Origin of the sequence: Rhodopseudomonas sp. BR0M22 (assembly GCF_010907035.1) — a bacterium.
GTDB lineage: Bacteria > Pseudomonadota > Alphaproteobacteria > Rhizobiales > Xanthobacteraceae > Rhodopseudomonas.
In genome coordinates this window covers 21,006-37,198 of record NZ_QUMK01000058.1, presented here as the reverse complement: position 1 = coordinate 37,198, position 16,193 = coordinate 21,006, and the positions used below count along the sequence as shown (strand labels likewise).

The following is a 16,193-nucleotide window of genomic DNA, read 5'->3' as shown; positions in this document are numbered from 1 at the left end:
GCCCCATCCCGCCCCGACGCGCCGCGCCGGCCGCCTGACCATCATCCTGGCCACGATTGCCGTGCTCGTCGTCGCTGGCGCCGCCGGGGTATACGGGATTGCCGGGCTGCAGCGCAATGCGGGCGGCGATCCGGTGTGCCGGCCGGCTGTGGCGCTGGCGCAGCAGCTCAAGCCGTTGCTGCGCGGCGAGGTCGCGGCGCTGACACCGGCGGCAGCGCCGCTGCGGCTGCCTGATCTGACGTTCACGGACGACGCCGGCCAGCCCAAGAAGCTGTCGGATTTCCGTGGCCGCACCGTGCTGGTCAATCTGTGGGCGACCTGGTGCGTGCCGTGCCGCAAGGAGATGCCGGCGCTCGACAATCTTCAGGCCAAGCTCGGCAGCCCCGACTTCGACGTGGTGGCGATCAACATCGACACCCGCGACCCGGCCAAGCCGAAGAAGTTCCTCGACGACGAAAAGCTCACGCACCTGGCGGTGTTTACCGACGCTTCGGCCAAGGTGTTTCAGGAGCTGAAGGCCGTCGGCCGCGCGCTCGGGATGCCGACCTCCGTGCTGGTCGACCGCGAAGGCTGTGAGATTGCCACGATCGCCGGTCCGGCCGAGTGGGACAGCAACGACGCCACCACGCTGATCAAAGCGGCGGTGAAGCCGGCAGCGGCCGGGAAGCCATAGCCCCCTCGGCGTCATTCCGGGGCGCGCGCGAGCGCGTGACCCCGGCATCCCGAGGTTGTTGAGCACTCGGCCGTTTCCATCACATCGAGATTCCGGGTTCGCGCCTGACGGCGCGCCCCGGAATGACTGCTAAATGGCGATGACTGCTAACGGGCTCGGATTACGCGCTGATATTCAGGTTGCCGCCGACGCCGGGGCCGACATTGGCGAGCGACGGCGAGCCGCCCTGCCCGATGCCGAGCAGCGTCTGCACCGTCTCACGCTCGGTGCGGGCGGCCGACGCTTGAATCGTCGTCGAGATCTGCATCTGCGTGCTGCTGGCCTGCATGGCGAGCGCCGCGCTGATCATGCTCATGTCCATCGCGGTAGTCTGGCAGCAAACCGTTAACAATCCGAAGCGAGGCGGCGCGCATTCGATGAAATTGCATCGAGCGCGCCGCGACCTGGACGGCCACGGTCAGGCCGTGGAGCCAGCCCCGTTGCTCAGGTGGACCGCAAAGCCTTCGGCACCGGGCGGGCCCAGCTCCGGCCGCAGCTCCATGGTCGGGATCAAATAGTCGCCGCCGTTCTGGCGCCGGTACGGAATCGGCGGCGTCTCGGCCAGCGTGCGCATCCGCTCCCGCAGCTGTTCGGCCGCGGCTTCGAACCCTGCCGAGTCCAGCCGGCCGGCCTGATACAGCACGTAGGGCGGCAACACCTCGCAGCCCGGATAGAACAGAATGCCGTGATGGATCGGAAACAGCAGGTCGTCGATCGGACCGTTGATGCCGCGCGGGCCGTAGTGCTGCTCCCAGCCGCCGGTGGTGACGATCAGCATCGCGCGCTTGCCGGCCAGAACGCCCTCGCCGTAGCGGTTGCCCCAGCGCTTGTCGCTGTGCTCGCCGACCCCGTAGGCGAAACCGCAGGCGAACACCCGCTCGACCCAGCCCTTCAGGATCGCCGGCATGGTGAACCACCACAGCGGGAATTGCAGGATCACGGCGTCGGCCCACAGCAGCTTGTCGATCTCGTCGCGGACGTCCTGGGTCAGCTCTCCGGCGTCGAACGCCGCCTTCGACGCCACGGTCGGCAGCAGCCGCTCGCCGGGTGCCAGGCCCGGAAAATCGGCGCGGTCGACTGCCGGCTTCCAGCCCTGGGCATAGAGATCGGAGACCTGCACCTCGTGGCCGAGGCGTTGCAGCTCCGCGACCGCGACGTCGCGCAGTGCTCCGTTCAACGAGCGCGGTTCGGGGTGGGCGAATACCAGAAGGACTTTCACGGCCAGGCTCCCTGCAGTGATGATCAGACCCTGCAGGTACCCCCGCGGCAACTATTCCAGTAGCCGCGGAGTATCGATATGATTATTCCGGAAAATGGATAGATCAGCCGTCACGATCGAGCGCATCCGCACCTTCGTTCGCATTGCCGAACGGGGCAGCCTGTCGGCGGTCGCGCGTGATCTCAATGTCGGCCAATCCACCGTCACCCGGCAGCTGCAGGAGCTCGAGGCCGCGGTCGGCGCACCGCTGCTAAGCCGCACCACCCGCCGGGTGACGCTGACCGAGGAAGGCAGCCGCTATTACGCGCGCTGCATTCAGATCCTGCGTCTGCTCGACCAGGCCAGCGACGAGGCGCTCGGCGCGTCGGGGGCGCCCGCCGGCACCATCCGAATCTCCTGCACGGCCTCGTTCGGGGTGCTGCATGCCAGCCGGCTGATCTTCGCGTTCCAGGATCGCTATCCGGAGATCGCGATCGACTTCGGCCTCACCGATCATCGGGTCGATCTGGTGCGCGAAGGCGTCGACCTGGCGATCCGGCTGGCCCCGCTCGCCGACAGTTCACTGAAGCTGCGCACGCTCGGCCACAGCCATCGCCTGCTGGTGGCCTCGCCGGACTATCTGGATGCGAACGGCAGACCGACATCGCCGCAGGAGCTGTCGCACCATCAGGGGGTGCGCATGGTGAACGTCGCCGGCAGCGACATGCTGGTCTTGCAGGGGCCGGATCAGGAGACCCACCGGGTGCCGTTCGGCGGCCGGCTCAGGGTCGACCATGGGCTCGCCGCGCGCGAAGCGCTGATCGCAGGGCGCGGCATTGCGGCGTCGCACCGCTGGCTGGTCGACGATCTGGTGGCCGCAGGCCGGCTCGAAGTGCTGCTGCCGGAGTATCGGCTGCCGCCGGTGCCGCTCAATCTGTTGATCGTGCCGGAGCGCGCCGGCATCGCCCGCGTGCGGCTGCTGATCGATTTTTTGGCCGAGCAGATCCGGGGCGTGCCGGGGATTGTGTGAAGACAACTCTTCATGCCCGGGCATCCAAGTCTGAGGCGGAGAGAGCCGGGGCCAAGACGTGGATGGCCGGGACGAGCCCGGCCATGACGGAAGTAACTACGATACCGCGCGGCTCCCGCGATCAGCGGGTCGGGACCGGCTTGTCGCCGCGGTAGTCGTAGAAACCGCGCTGGGTCTTGCGGCCGAGCCAGCCGGCTTCGACGTACTTCACCAGCAGCGGGCACGGCCGATACTTGGAATCGGCGAGCCCTTCGTGCAACACCTGCATGATCGACAGACAGGTGTCGAGGCCGATGAAGTCGGCCAGCTCCAGCGGGCCCATCGGATGATGCGCGCCGAGCTTCATCGCCATGTCGATGGCTTCGACGTTGCCGACGCCTTCGTACAGCGTGTAGATCGCCTCGTTGATCATCGGCAGCAGGATGCGGTTGACGATGAATGCCGGGAAGTCCTCGGACACCGCGATCTGCTTGCCGAGCTTGGCGACGAACGCCTTGGAGGTTTCGAAGGTGGCGTCGTCGGTGGCAATGCCGCGGATCAGCTCGACCAGCTCCATCACCGGCACCGGATTCATGAAGTGAATGCCGATGAAGCGCTCCGGCCGATCGGTCGAGGCGGCCAGACGGGTGATCGAGATCGATGAGGTGTTGGAAGCGACGATCGCCTCCGGCTTCAGCACCGCGCACAGCTCGTTGAAGATCTTGCGCTTGGTCTCTTCCTTCTCGACCGCGGTCTCGATCACGAGGTCGCAGTCGGACAGCCCGTCCAGCTTCTCCGTCGCGGTGATCCGCGCCAGGGCCTGCTTGCGGGCGTCTTCGGTGATGAGCTTCTTGGCGATCTGGCGCGACAGGTTGCCGTTGATGGTAGCCATCGCCGATTTCAGCCGGTCGGCGGAGACATCGTTCAGGATCACGTCGAACCCGCCGAGAGCGGCCACGTGGGCGATCCCGTTGCCCATCTGCCCCGCGCCGATTACGCCGACTTTTTTGATTGCTGCCGCCATCTCTCATCTCGTTCGGAGCACAGCCGCGTCGCGCGGCCGGTGCATCTTCGCACATTCCCGCGCCGCTGTCCGTGGTTCGGCGCCCGGACAGTTAGCCGGTGAACGCTTAAAGCTTCTGCAACGAACCCGGCCCGAGGGCCGGGTTCGTCCGCCGTGAAGGCGTTTACTTGCCGAGCTTGCCGAGCTCTTCGGTCAGCTCCGGAACCGCCTGGTAGAGGTCGGCGACCAGGCCGTAGTCGGCGACCTGGAAGATCGGCGCGTCTTCGTCCTTGTTGATCGCGACGATCACCTTGGAGTCCTTCATGCCGGCGAGATGCTGGATCGCGCCCGAGATGCCGACCGCGATGTACAGCTCCGGCGCCACAACCTTGCCGGTCTGTCCGACCTGCCAGTCGTTCGGCGCGTAGCCGGCATCGACCGCGGCGCGCGAGGCGCCGACACCGGCGCCGAGCTTGTCGGCGAGCGGCTCGATGTACTTGGTGAAGTTCTCGCGGCTCTGCATCGCGCGGCCACCCGACACGATGATCTTGGCCGACGACAGTTCCGGACGATCGCTCTTGGCGACTTCCTCGCCGACGAAGCTCGACAGGCCCGGATCGGCCGCCGCCGCGACGGTCTCGATCGCCGCGCTGCCACCCTCGCCGGTCGCCTGGAAGGTCGAGGTGCGGACGGTGATGACCTTCTTGGCGTCCTTCGACTTCACGGTCTGAATCGCGTTGCCGGCGTAGATCGGACGCTCGAAGGTGTCGGGCGCGACAACCTTGATGATCTCCGACACCTGCATCACATCGAGCAGAGCGGCGACGCGCGGCATCACGTTCTTGAACCGCGAGGTCGCCGGGGCGACGATCGCGTCGTAGCTGCCGGCGAGCGAGACGATCAGCGCGGCCAGCGGCTCGGCGAGATCGTGCTCATAGGCGGGCGCTTCGGCGAGCAGCACCTTGCCGGCGCCCTGCAGCTTGGCAGCCGCATCGGCCACGGCCTTGCAGCCCTGGCCGGCAACGAGGATATGCACCTCGCCGCCGAGCGCGGCAGCGGCGGTCATCGCCTTGTTGGTGGCGTCCTTGAGGTGGGAATTGTCGTGTTCGGCAATCAGCAGCGTGGCCATCAGAGTACACCCGCCTCGTTCTTGAGCTTCGAAACCAGTTCGGCGACGTCCTTGACCTTGACGCCGGCCTTGCGGCCACCCGGCTCGACGGTCTTCAGAACTTCCAGGCGCGGCGAAACGTCGACGCCGTAGTCGGCCGCGGTCTTCTCCGCGATCGGCTTCTTCTTGGCCTTCATGATGTTCGGCAGCGAGGCGTAGCGCGGCTCGTTCAGCCGCAGATCGGTGGTGACGATCGCCGGCCCCTTGAGCTTGACGGTCTGCGAGCCACCGTCGACTTCACGCGCGACGGTGAAGTCGGAGCCGTCGACGTCGAGCTTGGAGGCGAAGGTCGCCTGCGCCCAGCCGAGCAACGCGGCCAGCATCTGGCCGGTCTGGTTGCTGTCGTCGTCGATCGCCTGCTTGCCGAGAATGATCAGTCCCGGCTTCTCTTCGTCGGCAACGCCCTTGAGGATCTTGGCGACCGCCAGCGGTTCGACGACGCCGTCGGCCTTGACCAGGATGCCGCGGTCCGCGCCCATGGCGAGGCCGGTGCGCAGGGTTTCCGACGCCTGCGCCGGTCCGATCGAGACCACGACGACTTCGGTCGCCTTGCCGGCCTCTTTGAGGCGCAGCGCTTCTTCGACGGCGATCTCGTCGAACGGATTCATCGACATCTTGACGTTGGCGAGTTCAACGCCCGACCCGTCGCTCTTGACGCGGATCTTGACGTTGTAGTCGACCACGCGCTTGACCGGCACCAGAACCTTCATCGATCCTCTTTCGTGTTGCGGTGGGTAATTGTTTGTTGTGGCGGCGGAACCTAAAGCCCCTCCTAACCGCGGTCAACGCGGCAAAGCCAAAAACCGCCTTGTTCCCTAGCGGTTCTGGCCCGGCACCCAGAGCACGTCGCGGGCGCCACCGTCGTTCACCGTGCGGGCGGCGACAAACAGGAAGTCGGACAACCGGTTGACGTACTGGACGGCCGCCGGGGTAATCGTCTCGTTGGGCCGGGCTCCGAGTTCCACCATCGCGCGTTCCGCGCGGCGGCATATTGTCCGTGCCACATGCAGGTAAGCGGCTGCCGGCTTGCCGCCCGGCAGCACGAACGACGTAAGCGGCGCCAAGGCTTCGTTGAGCTGATCGATATCGCGCTCGAGGCGTTCGACCTGGCTCGACAGGACGCGCAGCCGTTCGGCTTTGCCCTCGCGCTCGGGAACCGCGAGGTCGGCGCCGAGGTCGAACAGATCGTTCTGAATACGCCCGATCATGGCGTCGAGTTCCGGCAGTTCGGACAAATATAGCCGCACCACGCCGAGCGCAGCGTTGGTCTCGTCGACGGTGCCGTAGGCCGCGATCCGCAGGTCGTATTTCGGCCGGCGCTCGCCGCTGCCGAGTGCGGTGGTGCCGTCATCTCCGGTGCGGGTGTAGATTCGATTGAGCACGACCATCGCGCGGGATTCCTGCTGCGGAAGACTTGGTGAGCCGGGGTCTGGTAAAGCGGGACGTGGTGGGCAGCTAACGGCCCAGCGCCCAGACCGCAAGCATGGTGATGACGATGGCGACGAATTGCAGCAACACCCGCCAGCGCATCAGGGTCTGCGACCGGTTCGGCGAGCCGCCCCGCATCATGTTGATCAGACCGAGCATGAGCACCAGCGCGACGGCGCAGAGCGCGATCGGCAGAGCGATTGAACTCAGAAACGTTGCCATCCAGGTTTCATAACACCGCCCCTAATGCAGCGCTATCCCTGCAATTGCACCGGGTGCAACGATCCCGGTTGGAGCCGGTTAGTATCGAATGCTAAGGTCTCGCCACCCCGCCGCCGGCCGCAACTCGTGACAAGGTGACCCGTGAGGCAGATCCGCTACGCCTATGCGGTCATCGTCGATGCGCTGTATACGTTTCTGGCCGACGACGGATGGGCGATCTCCAGCCACATCGCGCTGTCGAGCCTGATGGCGCTGTTTCCGTTCCTGATCGTGCTCACCTCGCTGGCCGGTTTTGTCGGCTCCCGCGAGCTCGCCGATCGCGCGGCCGAACTGCTGCTCGACGTCTGGCCGGCCCAGGTCGCCAGCACGCTGTCGGGCGAAATCCACGATGTGCTGACCACCACCCGCGGCGGGGTGCTGACCATCGGCCTGCTGCTGGCGCTGTACTTCGCCTCCAACGGTGTCGAGAGCCTGCGGGTCGGGCTCAACCGCGCCTATGCGGTGATCGAGCCGCGGCCTTGGTATCTGCTTCGGCTGGAGTCGATCGGCTACACGCTCGTGGCAGCATTCACGGCGCTGGCGATGGGATTTCTGATCGTCCTGGGGCCGTTGATTCTCGCGACCGCGCGGCTGTACGTCCCGCTGCTGGTACACAACAACGAACCGCTGCTGACGATCGCCCGCTACGGCATCGCGATCGGCGCACTGACCTTGGCGCTGTTCCTCCTGCACGCCTATCTGCCGGCGGGGCGGCGGTCGTTCAAGCAAATCCTGCCGGGCATCGTCTTCACCATCGCCGCCTCGCTGATCTCGGGCATCGCGTTCGGCATGTATCTGGCGCGATTCGCCAACAACTACGTGTCGATGTATGCCGGGCTCGCCTCGGTGATCATCGCGCTGGTGTTTCTGTATTTCATCGCCGCGATCTTCGTGTTCGGCGGCGAATTGAACGCCGCCATCATCAAGTCGCGGCTGCCCGAGGGGACGACACTGCAAGAAGCGCAGTTGCGAGAGCCCGGGGCGAAACCGGCTTGAGCAGGAAGCCGCCCGCTCCCGCCTTGCGGGCCGCAGCCTCGTCCTGATCGCGGCCGGACACGCCGATGATCGGAACCGTGCCGAGCGGCGGCGGCAGCGCGCGCACGCGCCCGATCGCCTCGATGCCGCTGATCCCCGGCAGCACCATATCCATCAGCACCGCATCGAACTCGCCCCTGGCCAGCCGCTCCGGCACCGCCTCGCCGCTGCCGACGAACTCGCAGGAATGGCCGAGCTCGGTCAGGATCGCGTTCAGCACCACGCGGCCGAACGGGTTGTCTTCGACGCTGAGGATCCGGAGCGGCCGGGCGTCTTCTGCGCGCCCCCTGCCCTCGGCGATCGGCGCCTGCGGCGGCTTGGCGCGCTCCAACACCACCGTCAGGGTGAACAAGGTGCCGCCGCGCGGCCGCTGCGCCACGGTGACGTCGCCGCCGAGCGCCCGGGCAATTTGCCGCACCGACGACAGCCCGAGACCGGCACCGCCGAACCGCGCGGCGATGCCGACATTGGCCTGCGAGAACGGCCGGAACAGCCGCTTGATCTCGGCGAGCGACAGCCCGATGCCGCTGTCGGAGACCGCGAACGAGACCTGAGCCTTGCCGCGGCCGGCGGAGGCTGACGTGACCTTCAGCGCGACATCGCCGCGCTCGGTGAATTTGACCGCGTTGTCGATCAGGTTTTCCAGCGCCGCGCGAAGCCGCACCGCGTCGCCGATCACGAAAGCCGGCAGCCGCGGCGAAATCGTCACCGTCGCGCGCAGGCCTTTGGCGGCGGCGCGGCCGGACAGCGAGTCGCCGGCATGGCGGGCCAGCGCCCGCAGATCGAAGAACTCCGAGCGCAGGCCGAGCCCAGTGGTGCCGAGCCGGGCGGCATCGACGAACAATGTCGCCAGGCCGGACAGGTGCTCGGCACCGGCCTTGATGGTGTCGACCCAGCGCCGTTCGCGCTCGCCAAGATCGGAGGTCGCCAGCAGGTCGCTGACGGCCAGGATGCCGGTGAGCGGGGTGCGGACCTCATGCGCAAAGGTCGCCAGCGCGGTCTCGATCATGCCGGAAGCAGCCGGCTTCTTGCGGCGGACGCGTTTCGGCGGCGTCCGCTTGACCTGCGTCCGCCCGCTGCGCAACGCGCGCGATTTCACCGCCATGTGTCCCCCGAACCGTCCAGGCGACAATGCCACGTCCGAGGCCGTCGAGTCACGCCGCGAAGTCCCGCTCCGATGACACCAAACGGCTGCATCAGGCGACACTCAGACGGCAGCGGCAAGCCCAACCATGGTCCGGATATCCAGTGGCGACACCCCGGCGGCGCGCAGCTCCCGCAAGCCGGTGGCCCCGGTCGATTTCGACAATTTGCGCCCCTCTGCGTCGCGGACGAGATCGTGGTGCCGATACACCGGCACCGGCAGGCCGAGCAGATGCTGCAGCAGCCGGTGCACCGAGGTCGACCAGAACAGATCGGCGCCGCGGACCACCTCGGTGACGCCCTGCAGGGCGTCGTCGATCACCACCGAGAGGTGGTAGCTGGTCGGCGTTTCCTTGCGCGCGACGATCACGTCGCCCCACGCCTCCGGCCGCGCCGCGATGCTGCCGGTCTCGCCCTCGGGACCGCAGCCGGATTCCTGCCAGCTCAATTCGCCGGCCAGCGCAAGGGCGGCCGCCATATCCAGCCGCAGCGCATAGGGCACGCCGGCGGCGATCAGCTCGGCGCGCTTCTCGGCCGAGAGCTGCTTACCGATCCCCGGATAGTGCGGAGCGCCGTCGGGGTCGCGCGGCCACGGTGCCACCGTGTCCTTATCTGCGACCAACCGGGCGATCTCGGCGCGGCTTTCAAACGCCGGATAGATCAGCCCCTTCGCGGATAACCGCGCGACAGCCGCGCGGTAGACCTCGAGATGATCCGACTGCCGCCGCACCTCGCCGTCCCAGGCGATGCCGAGCCAGGCCAGATCTTCGTAGATCGCCTGTTCGAACTCCGGCCGGCAACGGGTGCGGTCGATGTCCTCGATCCGCAGCAGCAGCCGGCCGCCGCTTGCTCGCGCCAGATCGGCATTCAGCAGCGCCGAAAAAGCGTGGCCGAGGTGCAGATAGCCGTTCGGGCTCGGGGCAAATCGGAAAACGGGTGGCGGCATTGAACCCCTGACGTCATTGCCGGACTTGATCCGGCAAGCCATCGGATGAGAGACTCCTTTACGATAGCGGATGGATGCGCGGGTCAACCCCGCGCATGACGCCGGAAAGCCGAACCACCCGATGACCGTTCACCTCGACTCCCAGACCGACCTCGAGGACGCCATCGCCACGCTGGTGAAGCGGGACCCGCGGCTGAAGCCGGTGCTTCAGGTTGCCGGCATGCCGGCGCTGCGCCGGCGCGAGCCGGGCTTTGCCGGCCTCGCCGCGATCGTCTGCGGCCAGCAGCTCTCGACCGCGTCGGCGGCGGCGATCTGGGGCCGGGTCTCGGCGGCGTTCGAGCCGTTCGAGCACGACGCGATCAAGCGGGCGCGGAGCGACCGGCTCGCGCGGCTCGGCCTGTCGACCGCAAAGATCAAGACGCTGAAGGCGCTCGCCAAGGAGCTCGCCGCCGAACGGCTCAACCTCGATGTGCTGGCCGAAGAAGACGCCGACGCCGCCCACGCCACGCTGACCGCGCTGCACGGCATCGGGCCGTGGACCGCCGACATCTATCTGTTGTTCTGCCTCGGCCATGGCGACGCCTGGCCGGCCGGCGACCTCGCCGTGCAGGAGGCGATGCGGATCGGCCTCGGCCTGAAAGCGCGCCCGACCGGAAAGCAGATGGCGCCGCTCGCCGAACCCTGGCGCCCGCTGCGCGGCGCCGCCGCGCATCTGTGGTGGGCCTATTACCACGCGGTGAAGCGGCGCGAGGGCGTGATCGGCGACGACAAGGCGGCGAAAGTCGCGGCGAAGAAAGCCCCGGCAAAGACGCCTCGCGCTCGGAAGTCGCCGTCACGCTGAAGGCTTCCGTTCAAGATCACGAGTCGTGCTCGTGATGATGGTCGTGCCCCTCTGCCGGCGGCTCCGCCGGGATCGTCACCAGCCTTCCATAGCGGACGCCGCGTTCGGCGAAGATGTGGTCTGCGAAGTGCTGCAGCTCGCTGGCGTTGCCGTCGAGGATCGTCACTTCCAGACACTGATCGTGGTCGAGATGCACATGCATCGTGGCGCGCGACAGATCGTGATGATGGTGGAAGCTCTGCGTCAGCTTGCGCGGCAGGTCGCGCTTGGAGTGATCGTAGGTATAGACCATCGCGCCGACGCAGTGCCCGCTTGTGGTCTCCGCGGAGGTTTGCTGGATCCCGATCCGGGCCAAATCGCGGATCGCCTCGGAGCGGTTCTGGTAGCCGCGCGCCGCGATGATCGCGTCGAGCTTCTCCATCAGGTCGTCGTCGAGCGTGATGGTGACGCGGTGCATCGATAGCCCCCTTGGTGGTTAGCCGCTTGTCAGTATGAAGTTCTGTTGACTTCGTCATACTGGCCGGGCAGGCTGCAGTCGTGGGCGCTCTGCCGGGACCGCCTGCGATAACAGATTTGGGGTGGACGCGTCTTGCAGCGATGCAGGACACGAGGGGGTGTGCGTGACGAGGGTCCGGCAAGGAATGATGCACGGCTGTGCGGCCGGTTGCATCGTGCTGAGTTTTACTGTGGTGAGCGGGACGGCGCGGGCCGAGCAGGCGCTGCCGCAGGTTACCATTGATGCCCCGGCCGAGGCGAAGCCGAAGCCGCCGCGGCGGCACACGCCCGCGACTGCTGCGCGCGAAGGCCGCGCGGTCCCGGCGACATCGCCATCCGTCTCCCCATCATCGTCGTCAGCGCAGGGCACGAGCGCTGCAACTGATGCCATGGGCGCGCCGCAGAATCAGGCCGCGAGCAGCCGCATCATCACCGGCGCCGAGATCAACGCGCTGCCGTTCATGCGGCCCGGCGAGGCGCTGGAAGCCGCGCCCGGACTGGTGGTCACCCAGCATTCCGGCGAAGGCAAAGCCAACCAATATTTCCTACGCGGCTTCAATCTCGATCACGGCACCGATCTTGCCATCACGGTCGACGGCATGCCGGTGAACATGCCGACCCATGGCCACGGCCAGGGCTATGCCGACATCAACTTTTTGATCCCCGAGCTGATCGGCAGCATGACGGTGCGCAAGGGGCCGTATTTCGCCGACGTCGGCGACTTCGGCTCGGCCGGCGCGCTCGGCATCGAGTACTTGCGGGCGATGCCCAAGAATCTCGCCGAGGTGACGGTCGGCAGTTTCGGCTATCGCCGGCTGCTCGGCGCCGGCTCGACCCGCGTCGGCGATGGCACCTGGCTCGCCGCGTTCGAAGCCAACACCTACAACGGTCCCTGGGACGTGCCGGACGATGTGCGAAAGCTGAACGGCGTGCTGCGCTACAGCCAGGGCACCGCGACCGACGGCTTCTCGCTGACCGGCATGGCTTATTCCAACCGCTGGACCTCGACCGATCAGGTGGCGCAGCGCGCGATCGACCAGGGCCTGATCGGCCGCTACGGCTCGCTCGATCCGACCGATGGCGGCATTTCCAGCCGCTACAGCCTGTCCGGCCGCTTCGCGCAATCCAGCGACATCGGCCAGACCGACATCAATGCCTATGTGATCCGCTCGTCGCTGCAGCTCTACAACAACTTCACCTATTTCCTCGACGATCCGGTGAACGGCGACCAGTTCAACCAATACGACCGCCGCACCGTGCTCGGGCTGAACGGCACGCAGCGCTTCGACTATCGGTTCGCCGGGCTGCCGGTCGAGACACGAATTGGGCTGCAGAGCCGCGCCGACAATATCGATCTCGGGCTCAACAAGACGTTGCGACGCGACTGGCTGTCGACGGTGCGGGCCGACGATGTCTCCGAGCAGTCGCTCGGACTGTGGACCGACACCACGGTGCGTTGGAGCGATTGGCTGCGCACCACCGCAGGCGTGCGGCAGGACTACTTCACCGGGCGGGTGATCAGCGACAATCCGGCGAACTCCGGCAACGCCTCGGCATCGATGACCAGCCCGAAGCTCGGCATCGTGCTCGGCCCATGGGTCAGCACCGAGTTCTACGGCAATGCCGGCACCGGGCTGCACAGCAACGATATCCGCGGCGCCACCATCACGGTCGATCCCAACTCCGGCGATCCGGTGAACCGCGTGCCGCTGCTGGTGCGCTCCAAGGGCGCCGAACTCGGTATCCGCAACAAATCGATCCCGGGGCTGACGACCTCACTCGCGGTGTTCGTGCTCGATTTCGACTCCGAGCTGCTGTTCGTCGGCGATGCCGGCACCACCGAGCCGAGCCGGCCGAGCCGCCGCGTCGGCGTCGAATGGACCAGCCAGTACCGTCCGCTGTCCTGGCTCGGCGTCGATCTCGACGTTGCTTACACCCGCGCCCGATTCACCGACTTCGATCCCGCCGGTGACTTCATTCCCGGCGCACCGGCCTGGGTGGCGAGCGCCGGCATCACGCTCGGCGAGCAGCGCGGCTGGTTCGGCGCACTGAAGGGCCGCTACTTCGGCCCGCGGCCGCTGATCGAGGACGACAGCGTGCATTCGCTGTCGTCGCTGATCTTCAACGCCCGCGCCGGCTATCGCTTCGACAATGGCGTGCGGGTGCAACTCGACGTACTGAACCTGTTCAACGCCAAGACCAACCAGATCGAATATTATTACTTGTCGCGACTGCCGGGCGAGCCGCTGGGCGGCACCAATGACCGCCACGTTCATCCGGTGGAACCGCTGGCGGTCCGGCTGACGCTGGCGGGCTCGTTCTGACGCCGTCGCCCGCATGCGCCGTAGCCTGAATGTAGCGCAGCGGAATGCGGGAAGCCGCAGACAAAGACCCGGATTTCTTCGCTGTATCCGGTCGATCGAAGGCACTAAAACGACAAACGCGCGCCGGCGTGTGAACGCCGACGCGCGCCTCGTAACTCGCTGGTTCCCAGGCGCTGCGAGACGCCTCGGCCGAGCGGCTCACTGCTGGTGCATCAGTTCCGGCGAGCGGGTCTCGTGCCCGCCGCAACGATGCTCAGTCAGCCAACCTCAGCGGGCGTCCCCAGCGAGGTGACAGCGTTTCGAGAGAGACACTGGACCACCTCCTTCCGTTGTTTCCGATGAAGAGAGGATAGGTACGATTCTTCGATTTGTGAAGAGGCGATGACGCGAGACTCGGACACGGAACAGGTTTCCGCTCCGCTCGTTGGTTTAGCGTCACAGGGAGGCCAGCATGAATCCAGAAGCCAGCGAAACCCACAAGTTGATCGGCAGCGACAAGGTGCAGGGAACCGCGGTGTACGGGCCGGACGGCGACAAGATCGGCTCGATCGAGCGGGTGATGATCGAGAAGGTCAGCGGCCGGGTGTCCTACGCGGTGCTGTCGTTCGGCGGCTTCCTCGGCATCGGCGACGATCACTATCCGCTGCCTTGGCCTGCGCTGAAATACAACGTCGAGCTCGGCGGCTATCAGGTGATGGTCACCGTCGACCAGCTCGAACGCGCGCCGAAATACGGTCGCGGCTCCGAATGGGATTGGCGCGGCACACGCCAGGTCGACGATTACTACGGCGTTGCGCTGACCTGACCGCAGCGTCATTGCGAGCGGAGCGAAGCAATCCAGACGCGCTGTGCACGGAGCCTCCTGGATTGCTTCGTCGCTTCGCTCCTCGCAATGGCGCCACCAACCACCTCCCCCAAACCGCCGAGCGCCGATGATCGACGACCTCTGGTACAAGAACGGCGTGATCTACTGCCTTTCGGTCGCGACCTATATGGACGCCAATGGCGACGGAATCGGCGACTTCAAAGGGCTGACAAGGCGGCTCGATTATCTGCACGGGCTCGGCGTCACGGCGATCTGGCTGATGCCGTTTCAACCCTCGCCCTATCGCGACGACGGCTACGATATCTCCGACTATTACGGCGTCGACCCGCGCTACGGCACGCTCGGCGACTTCGTCGAATTCACCCACGGCTGCAAGCAGCGCGGCATGCGGGTGATCATCGACCTCGTCGTCAACCACACCTCCGACCAACATGCCTGGTTCAAGCAAGCACGCGCCGATCCGAACTCGCCCTATCGCGACTGGTATGTGTGGTCGGACAAGAAGCCCGCTCACGCTGATCAGGGCATGGTGTTTCCAGGCGTGCAGAAGACCACCTGGACCCACGATAAGCAGGCTAAGGCTTGGTACTTTCACCGCTTCTACGATTTCCAGCCCGACCTCAACACCGCCAATCCCTATGTGCAGGAAGAGATCCTGAAGATCATGGGGTTCTGGATCCAGCTCGGCGTATCCGGCTTCCGGATGGACGCGGTGCCGTTCGTGATCGCCACCAAAGGGCCCAAGGTCAAAAAGCCTGTCGAACAGTTCGACATGCTGCGGACCTTCCGCGAATTCCTGCAATGGCGCAAAGGTGACGCCATCATCCTCGCCGAAGCCAATGTCCGCCCCGACGACGACCTGCACTATTTCGGCGATGACGGCGAGCGCATGCACATGATGTTCAACTTTCATGTGAACCAGCACCTGTTCTACGCTCTGGCTTCCGCCGACACCGGCCCGCTGGCCAAGGCCCTGGCCGACACCAAACCGCGGCCGGCGACCGCGCAATGGGGACTGTTCCTGCGCAACCACGACGAGCTGGATCTGGGACGGTTGACCAAGGCGCAACGTCAGGCGGTGTTCGAGACATTCGGCCCGGACAAGAATATGCAGCTCTACGACCGCGGCATCCGGCGTCGGCTGGCGCCGATGCTCGGCGGCGATCAGCGCCGGCTCGAGCTCGCCTACAGCCTGATGATGACGCTGCCGGGCACCCCGGTGATCCGCTATGGCGACGAGATCGCGATGGGAGACGACCTGGCGCTGCCGGAGCGGCGCTGCGCCCGCACGCCGATGCAATGGTCGACAGAGCCGCACGGCGGTTTCACCAAGAGCGACAAGCCGGAGATTCCGGTGATCGACCACGGTGCCTACGGTTTCGCGCACGTCAATGTCGCCCAGCAGCGCCGCGATCCGGATTCGATGCTGAACTGGACCGAGCGCATCATCCGGATGCGCAAGGAAGTGCCGGAGATCGGCTGGGGCGATTTCAAGGTGATCGCCGCGCGCGATCCCGCGGTGCTGATCCTGCGCTACGACTGGCGCAACAATTCGGTGCTGTTCGTGCACAATCTCGACGAGCAGCCGCGCGAGGTGTCGTTCGCCGTCGGCCTGCACGACGGCGCAGGCGACAACTTGATCGACCTGCTCGGCGACAATCACAGCCACGCCACCCGCGGCCGGCACAAGTTGCTGATCGAGGGCTACGGCTATCGCTGGTTCAGGGTCGGAGGCCTCGATTATCTGCTGCGCCGGACCGAAGTCGACGGCGGCGGACGCGCAAAGGCCTGAACCATCGACGAC

Annotated in this window: 17 protein-coding genes; 7 read left to right on the top strand and 10 right to left on the bottom strand. The window is 66.3% G+C overall.

Going from position 1 to position 16,193, the window contains the following annotated elements:
- Positions 1-673 (top strand): thiol:disulfide interchange protein TlpA (gene tlpA / locus DY468_RS18145; protein ID WP_164606192.1); only part of this gene is annotated, 673 nt, incomplete at its 5' end.
- 160 nt (positions 674-833) lie between these two features.
- On the opposite strand, the gene DY468_RS18140 is transcribed toward tlpA, so the two are convergent.
- Together DY468_RS18140 and DY468_RS18135 are read right to left on the bottom strand one after the other, a co-directional pair.
- On the bottom strand, positions 834-1,034 hold the full coding sequence (locus tag DY468_RS18140; RefSeq protein ID WP_041810112.1) for a hypothetical protein: 201 nt from the start codon (positions 1,032-1,034) through the stop codon (positions 834-836).
- 96 nt (positions 1,035-1,130) lie between these two features.
- The gene (locus tag DY468_RS18135) at positions 1,131-1,931 is read right to left on the bottom strand and encodes an NAD(P)H-dependent oxidoreductase (protein WP_164606191.1); all 801 of its coding nucleotides are present in this window, start codon (positions 1,929-1,931) and stop codon (positions 1,131-1,133) included.
- Between the two features lie 94 nt (positions 1,932-2,025).
- Between DY468_RS18135 and DY468_RS18130 the strand changes: the two genes are divergently transcribed.
- A complete protein-coding gene (locus tag DY468_RS18130) occupies positions 2,026-2,940 on the top strand; it encodes a LysR family transcriptional regulator (RefSeq protein ID WP_164606190.1) in 915 nt (304 codons plus the stop codon).
- 121 nt (positions 2,941-3,061) lie between these two features.
- Here the strand turns inward: DY468_RS18130 and DY468_RS18125 are convergent, their stop codons facing one another.
- The 5 genes from DY468_RS18125 to DY468_RS18105 all read right to left on the bottom strand — a co-directional run bounded on the left by DY468_RS18125 (position 3,062) and on the right by DY468_RS18105 (position 6,740).
- Positions 3,062-3,943, bottom strand: a complete 882-nt coding sequence (locus tag DY468_RS18125) for a 3-hydroxybutyryl-CoA dehydrogenase (protein WP_164606189.1) — start codon at positions 3,941-3,943, stop codon at positions 3,062-3,064.
- Between the two features lie 163 nt (positions 3,944-4,106).
- Positions 4,107-5,051, bottom strand: a complete 945-nt coding sequence (locus DY468_RS18120) for an electron transfer flavoprotein subunit alpha/FixB family protein (protein WP_164606188.1) — start codon at positions 5,049-5,051, stop codon at positions 4,107-4,109.
- Positions 5,051-5,800 (bottom strand): electron transfer flavoprotein subunit beta/FixA family protein, encoded by a 750-nt coding sequence (locus DY468_RS18115; RefSeq protein WP_107346281.1) that lies wholly within the window; start codon positions 5,798-5,800, stop codon positions 5,051-5,053. Before DY468_RS18115 ends, DY468_RS18120 begins: the two co-directional genes overlap by 1 nt.
- A 105-nt stretch (positions 5,801-5,905) precedes the next feature.
- Complete coding sequence (locus DY468_RS18110; RefSeq protein ID WP_164606187.1) at positions 5,906-6,478, bottom strand: cob(I)yrinic acid a,c-diamide adenosyltransferase; 573 nt, start codon at positions 6,476-6,478, stop codon at positions 5,906-5,908.
- 67 nt (positions 6,479-6,545) lie between these two features.
- Complete coding sequence (locus tag DY468_RS18105; protein WP_164606186.1) at positions 6,546-6,740, bottom strand: twin transmembrane helix small protein; 195 nt, start codon at positions 6,738-6,740, stop codon at positions 6,546-6,548.
- 141 nt (positions 6,741-6,881) lie between these two features.
- Between DY468_RS18105 and DY468_RS18100 the strand changes: the two genes are divergently transcribed.
- Positions 6,882-7,775 (top strand): YihY/virulence factor BrkB family protein, encoded by an 894-nt coding sequence (locus DY468_RS18100; protein ID WP_164606185.1) that lies wholly within the window; start codon positions 6,882-6,884, stop codon positions 7,773-7,775.
- On the opposite strand, the gene DY468_RS18095 is transcribed toward DY468_RS18100, so the two are convergent.
- Both DY468_RS18095 and gluQRS read right to left on the bottom strand, forming a co-directional pair.
- The gene (locus DY468_RS18095) at positions 7,702-8,919 is read right to left on the bottom strand and encodes an ATP-binding protein (RefSeq protein ID WP_164606184.1); all 1,218 of its coding nucleotides are present in this window, start codon (positions 8,917-8,919) and stop codon (positions 7,702-7,704) included. The two genes, DY468_RS18100 and DY468_RS18095, sit on opposite strands and share 74 nt — an antisense overlap.
- Before the next feature lie 102 nt (positions 8,920-9,021).
- The gene (gluQRS, locus tag DY468_RS18090; protein ID WP_164606183.1) at positions 9,022-9,903 is read right to left on the bottom strand and encodes a tRNA glutamyl-Q(34) synthetase GluQRS; all 882 of its coding nucleotides are present in this window, start codon (positions 9,901-9,903) and stop codon (positions 9,022-9,024) included.
- A gap of 121 nt (positions 9,904-10,024) precedes the next feature.
- Between gluQRS and DY468_RS18085 the strand changes: the two genes are divergently transcribed.
- Entirely contained in the window at positions 10,025-10,744 is a 720-nt protein-coding gene (locus DY468_RS18085) for a DNA-3-methyladenine glycosylase family protein (protein ID WP_205512493.1), read from the top strand.
- Positions 10,745-10,760: 16 nt separating this feature from the next.
- Here the strand turns inward: DY468_RS18085 and nikR are convergent, their stop codons facing one another.
- Positions 10,761-11,201, bottom strand: coding sequence for a nickel-responsive transcriptional regulator NikR (gene nikR, locus DY468_RS18080; protein ID WP_164606181.1), 441 nt, complete (start codon positions 11,199-11,201; stop codon positions 10,761-10,763).
- A 187-nt stretch (positions 11,202-11,388) separates the two neighbouring features.
- Here nikR and DY468_RS18075 point away from each other — a divergent pair, with 187 nt between their 5' ends.
- From DY468_RS18075 to DY468_RS18065, 3 genes are all read left to right on the top strand, one after another.
- A complete protein-coding gene (locus tag DY468_RS18075) occupies positions 11,389-13,563 on the top strand; it encodes a TonB-dependent receptor (RefSeq protein WP_164606180.1) in 2,175 nt (724 codons plus the stop codon).
- A gap of 451 nt (positions 13,564-14,014) precedes the next feature.
- Positions 14,015-14,368, top strand: a complete 354-nt coding sequence (locus tag DY468_RS18070; protein WP_164606179.1) for a PRC-barrel domain-containing protein — start codon at positions 14,015-14,017, stop codon at positions 14,366-14,368.
- 127 nt (positions 14,369-14,495) lie between these two features.
- Positions 14,496-16,181, top strand: a complete 1,686-nt coding sequence (locus tag DY468_RS18065; protein WP_164606178.1) for an alpha-amylase family protein — start codon at positions 14,496-14,498, stop codon at positions 16,179-16,181.
- Positions 16,182-16,193 lie beyond the last annotated feature (12 nt).

Coding starts and splice junctions, on each gene's coding strand:
- DY468_RS18105 (WP_164606186.1), bottom strand. CDS start 6,740: ATGGCAACGTTTCTGAGTTCAATCGCTCTGCCGATCGCGCTCTGCGCC.
- DY468_RS18125 (WP_164606189.1), bottom strand. CDS start 3,943: ATGGCGGCAGCAATCAAAAAAGTCGGCGTAATCGGCGCGGGGCAGATG.
- DY468_RS18120 (WP_164606188.1), bottom strand. CDS start 5,051: ATGGCCACGCTGCTGATTGCCGAACACGACAATTCCCACCTCAAGGAC.
- DY468_RS18095 (WP_164606184.1), bottom strand. CDS start 8,919: ATGGCGGTGAAATCGCGCGCGTTGCGCAGCGGGCGGACGCAGGTCAAG.
- gluQRS (WP_164606183.1), bottom strand. CDS start 9,903: ATGCCGCCACCCGTTTTCCGATTTGCCCCGAGCCCGAACGGCTATCTG.
- DY468_RS18140 (WP_041810112.1), bottom strand. CDS start 1,034: ATGGACATGAGCATGATCAGCGCGGCGCTCGCCATGCAGGCCAGCAGC.
- DY468_RS18110 (WP_164606187.1), bottom strand. CDS start 6,478: ATGGTCGTGCTCAATCGAATCTACACCCGCACCGGAGATGACGGCACC.
- DY468_RS18065 (WP_164606178.1), top strand. CDS start 14,496: ATGATCGACGACCTCTGGTACAAGAACGGCGTGATCTACTGCCTTTCG.
- DY468_RS18115 (WP_107346281.1), bottom strand. CDS start 5,800: ATGAAGGTTCTGGTGCCGGTCAAGCGCGTGGTCGACTACAACGTCAAG.
- DY468_RS18085 (WP_205512493.1), top strand. CDS start 10,025: ATGACCGTTCACCTCGACTCCCAGACCGACCTCGAGGACGCCATCGCC.
- DY468_RS18130 (WP_164606190.1), top strand. CDS start 2,026: ATGGATAGATCAGCCGTCACGATCGAGCGCATCCGCACCTTCGTTCGC.
- DY468_RS18075 (WP_164606180.1), top strand. CDS start 11,389: ATGCACGGCTGTGCGGCCGGTTGCATCGTGCTGAGTTTTACTGTGGTG.
- DY468_RS18070 (WP_164606179.1), top strand. CDS start 14,015: ATGAATCCAGAAGCCAGCGAAACCCACAAGTTGATCGGCAGCGACAAG.
- nikR (WP_164606181.1), bottom strand. CDS start 11,201: ATGCACCGCGTCACCATCACGCTCGACGACGACCTGATGGAGAAGCTC.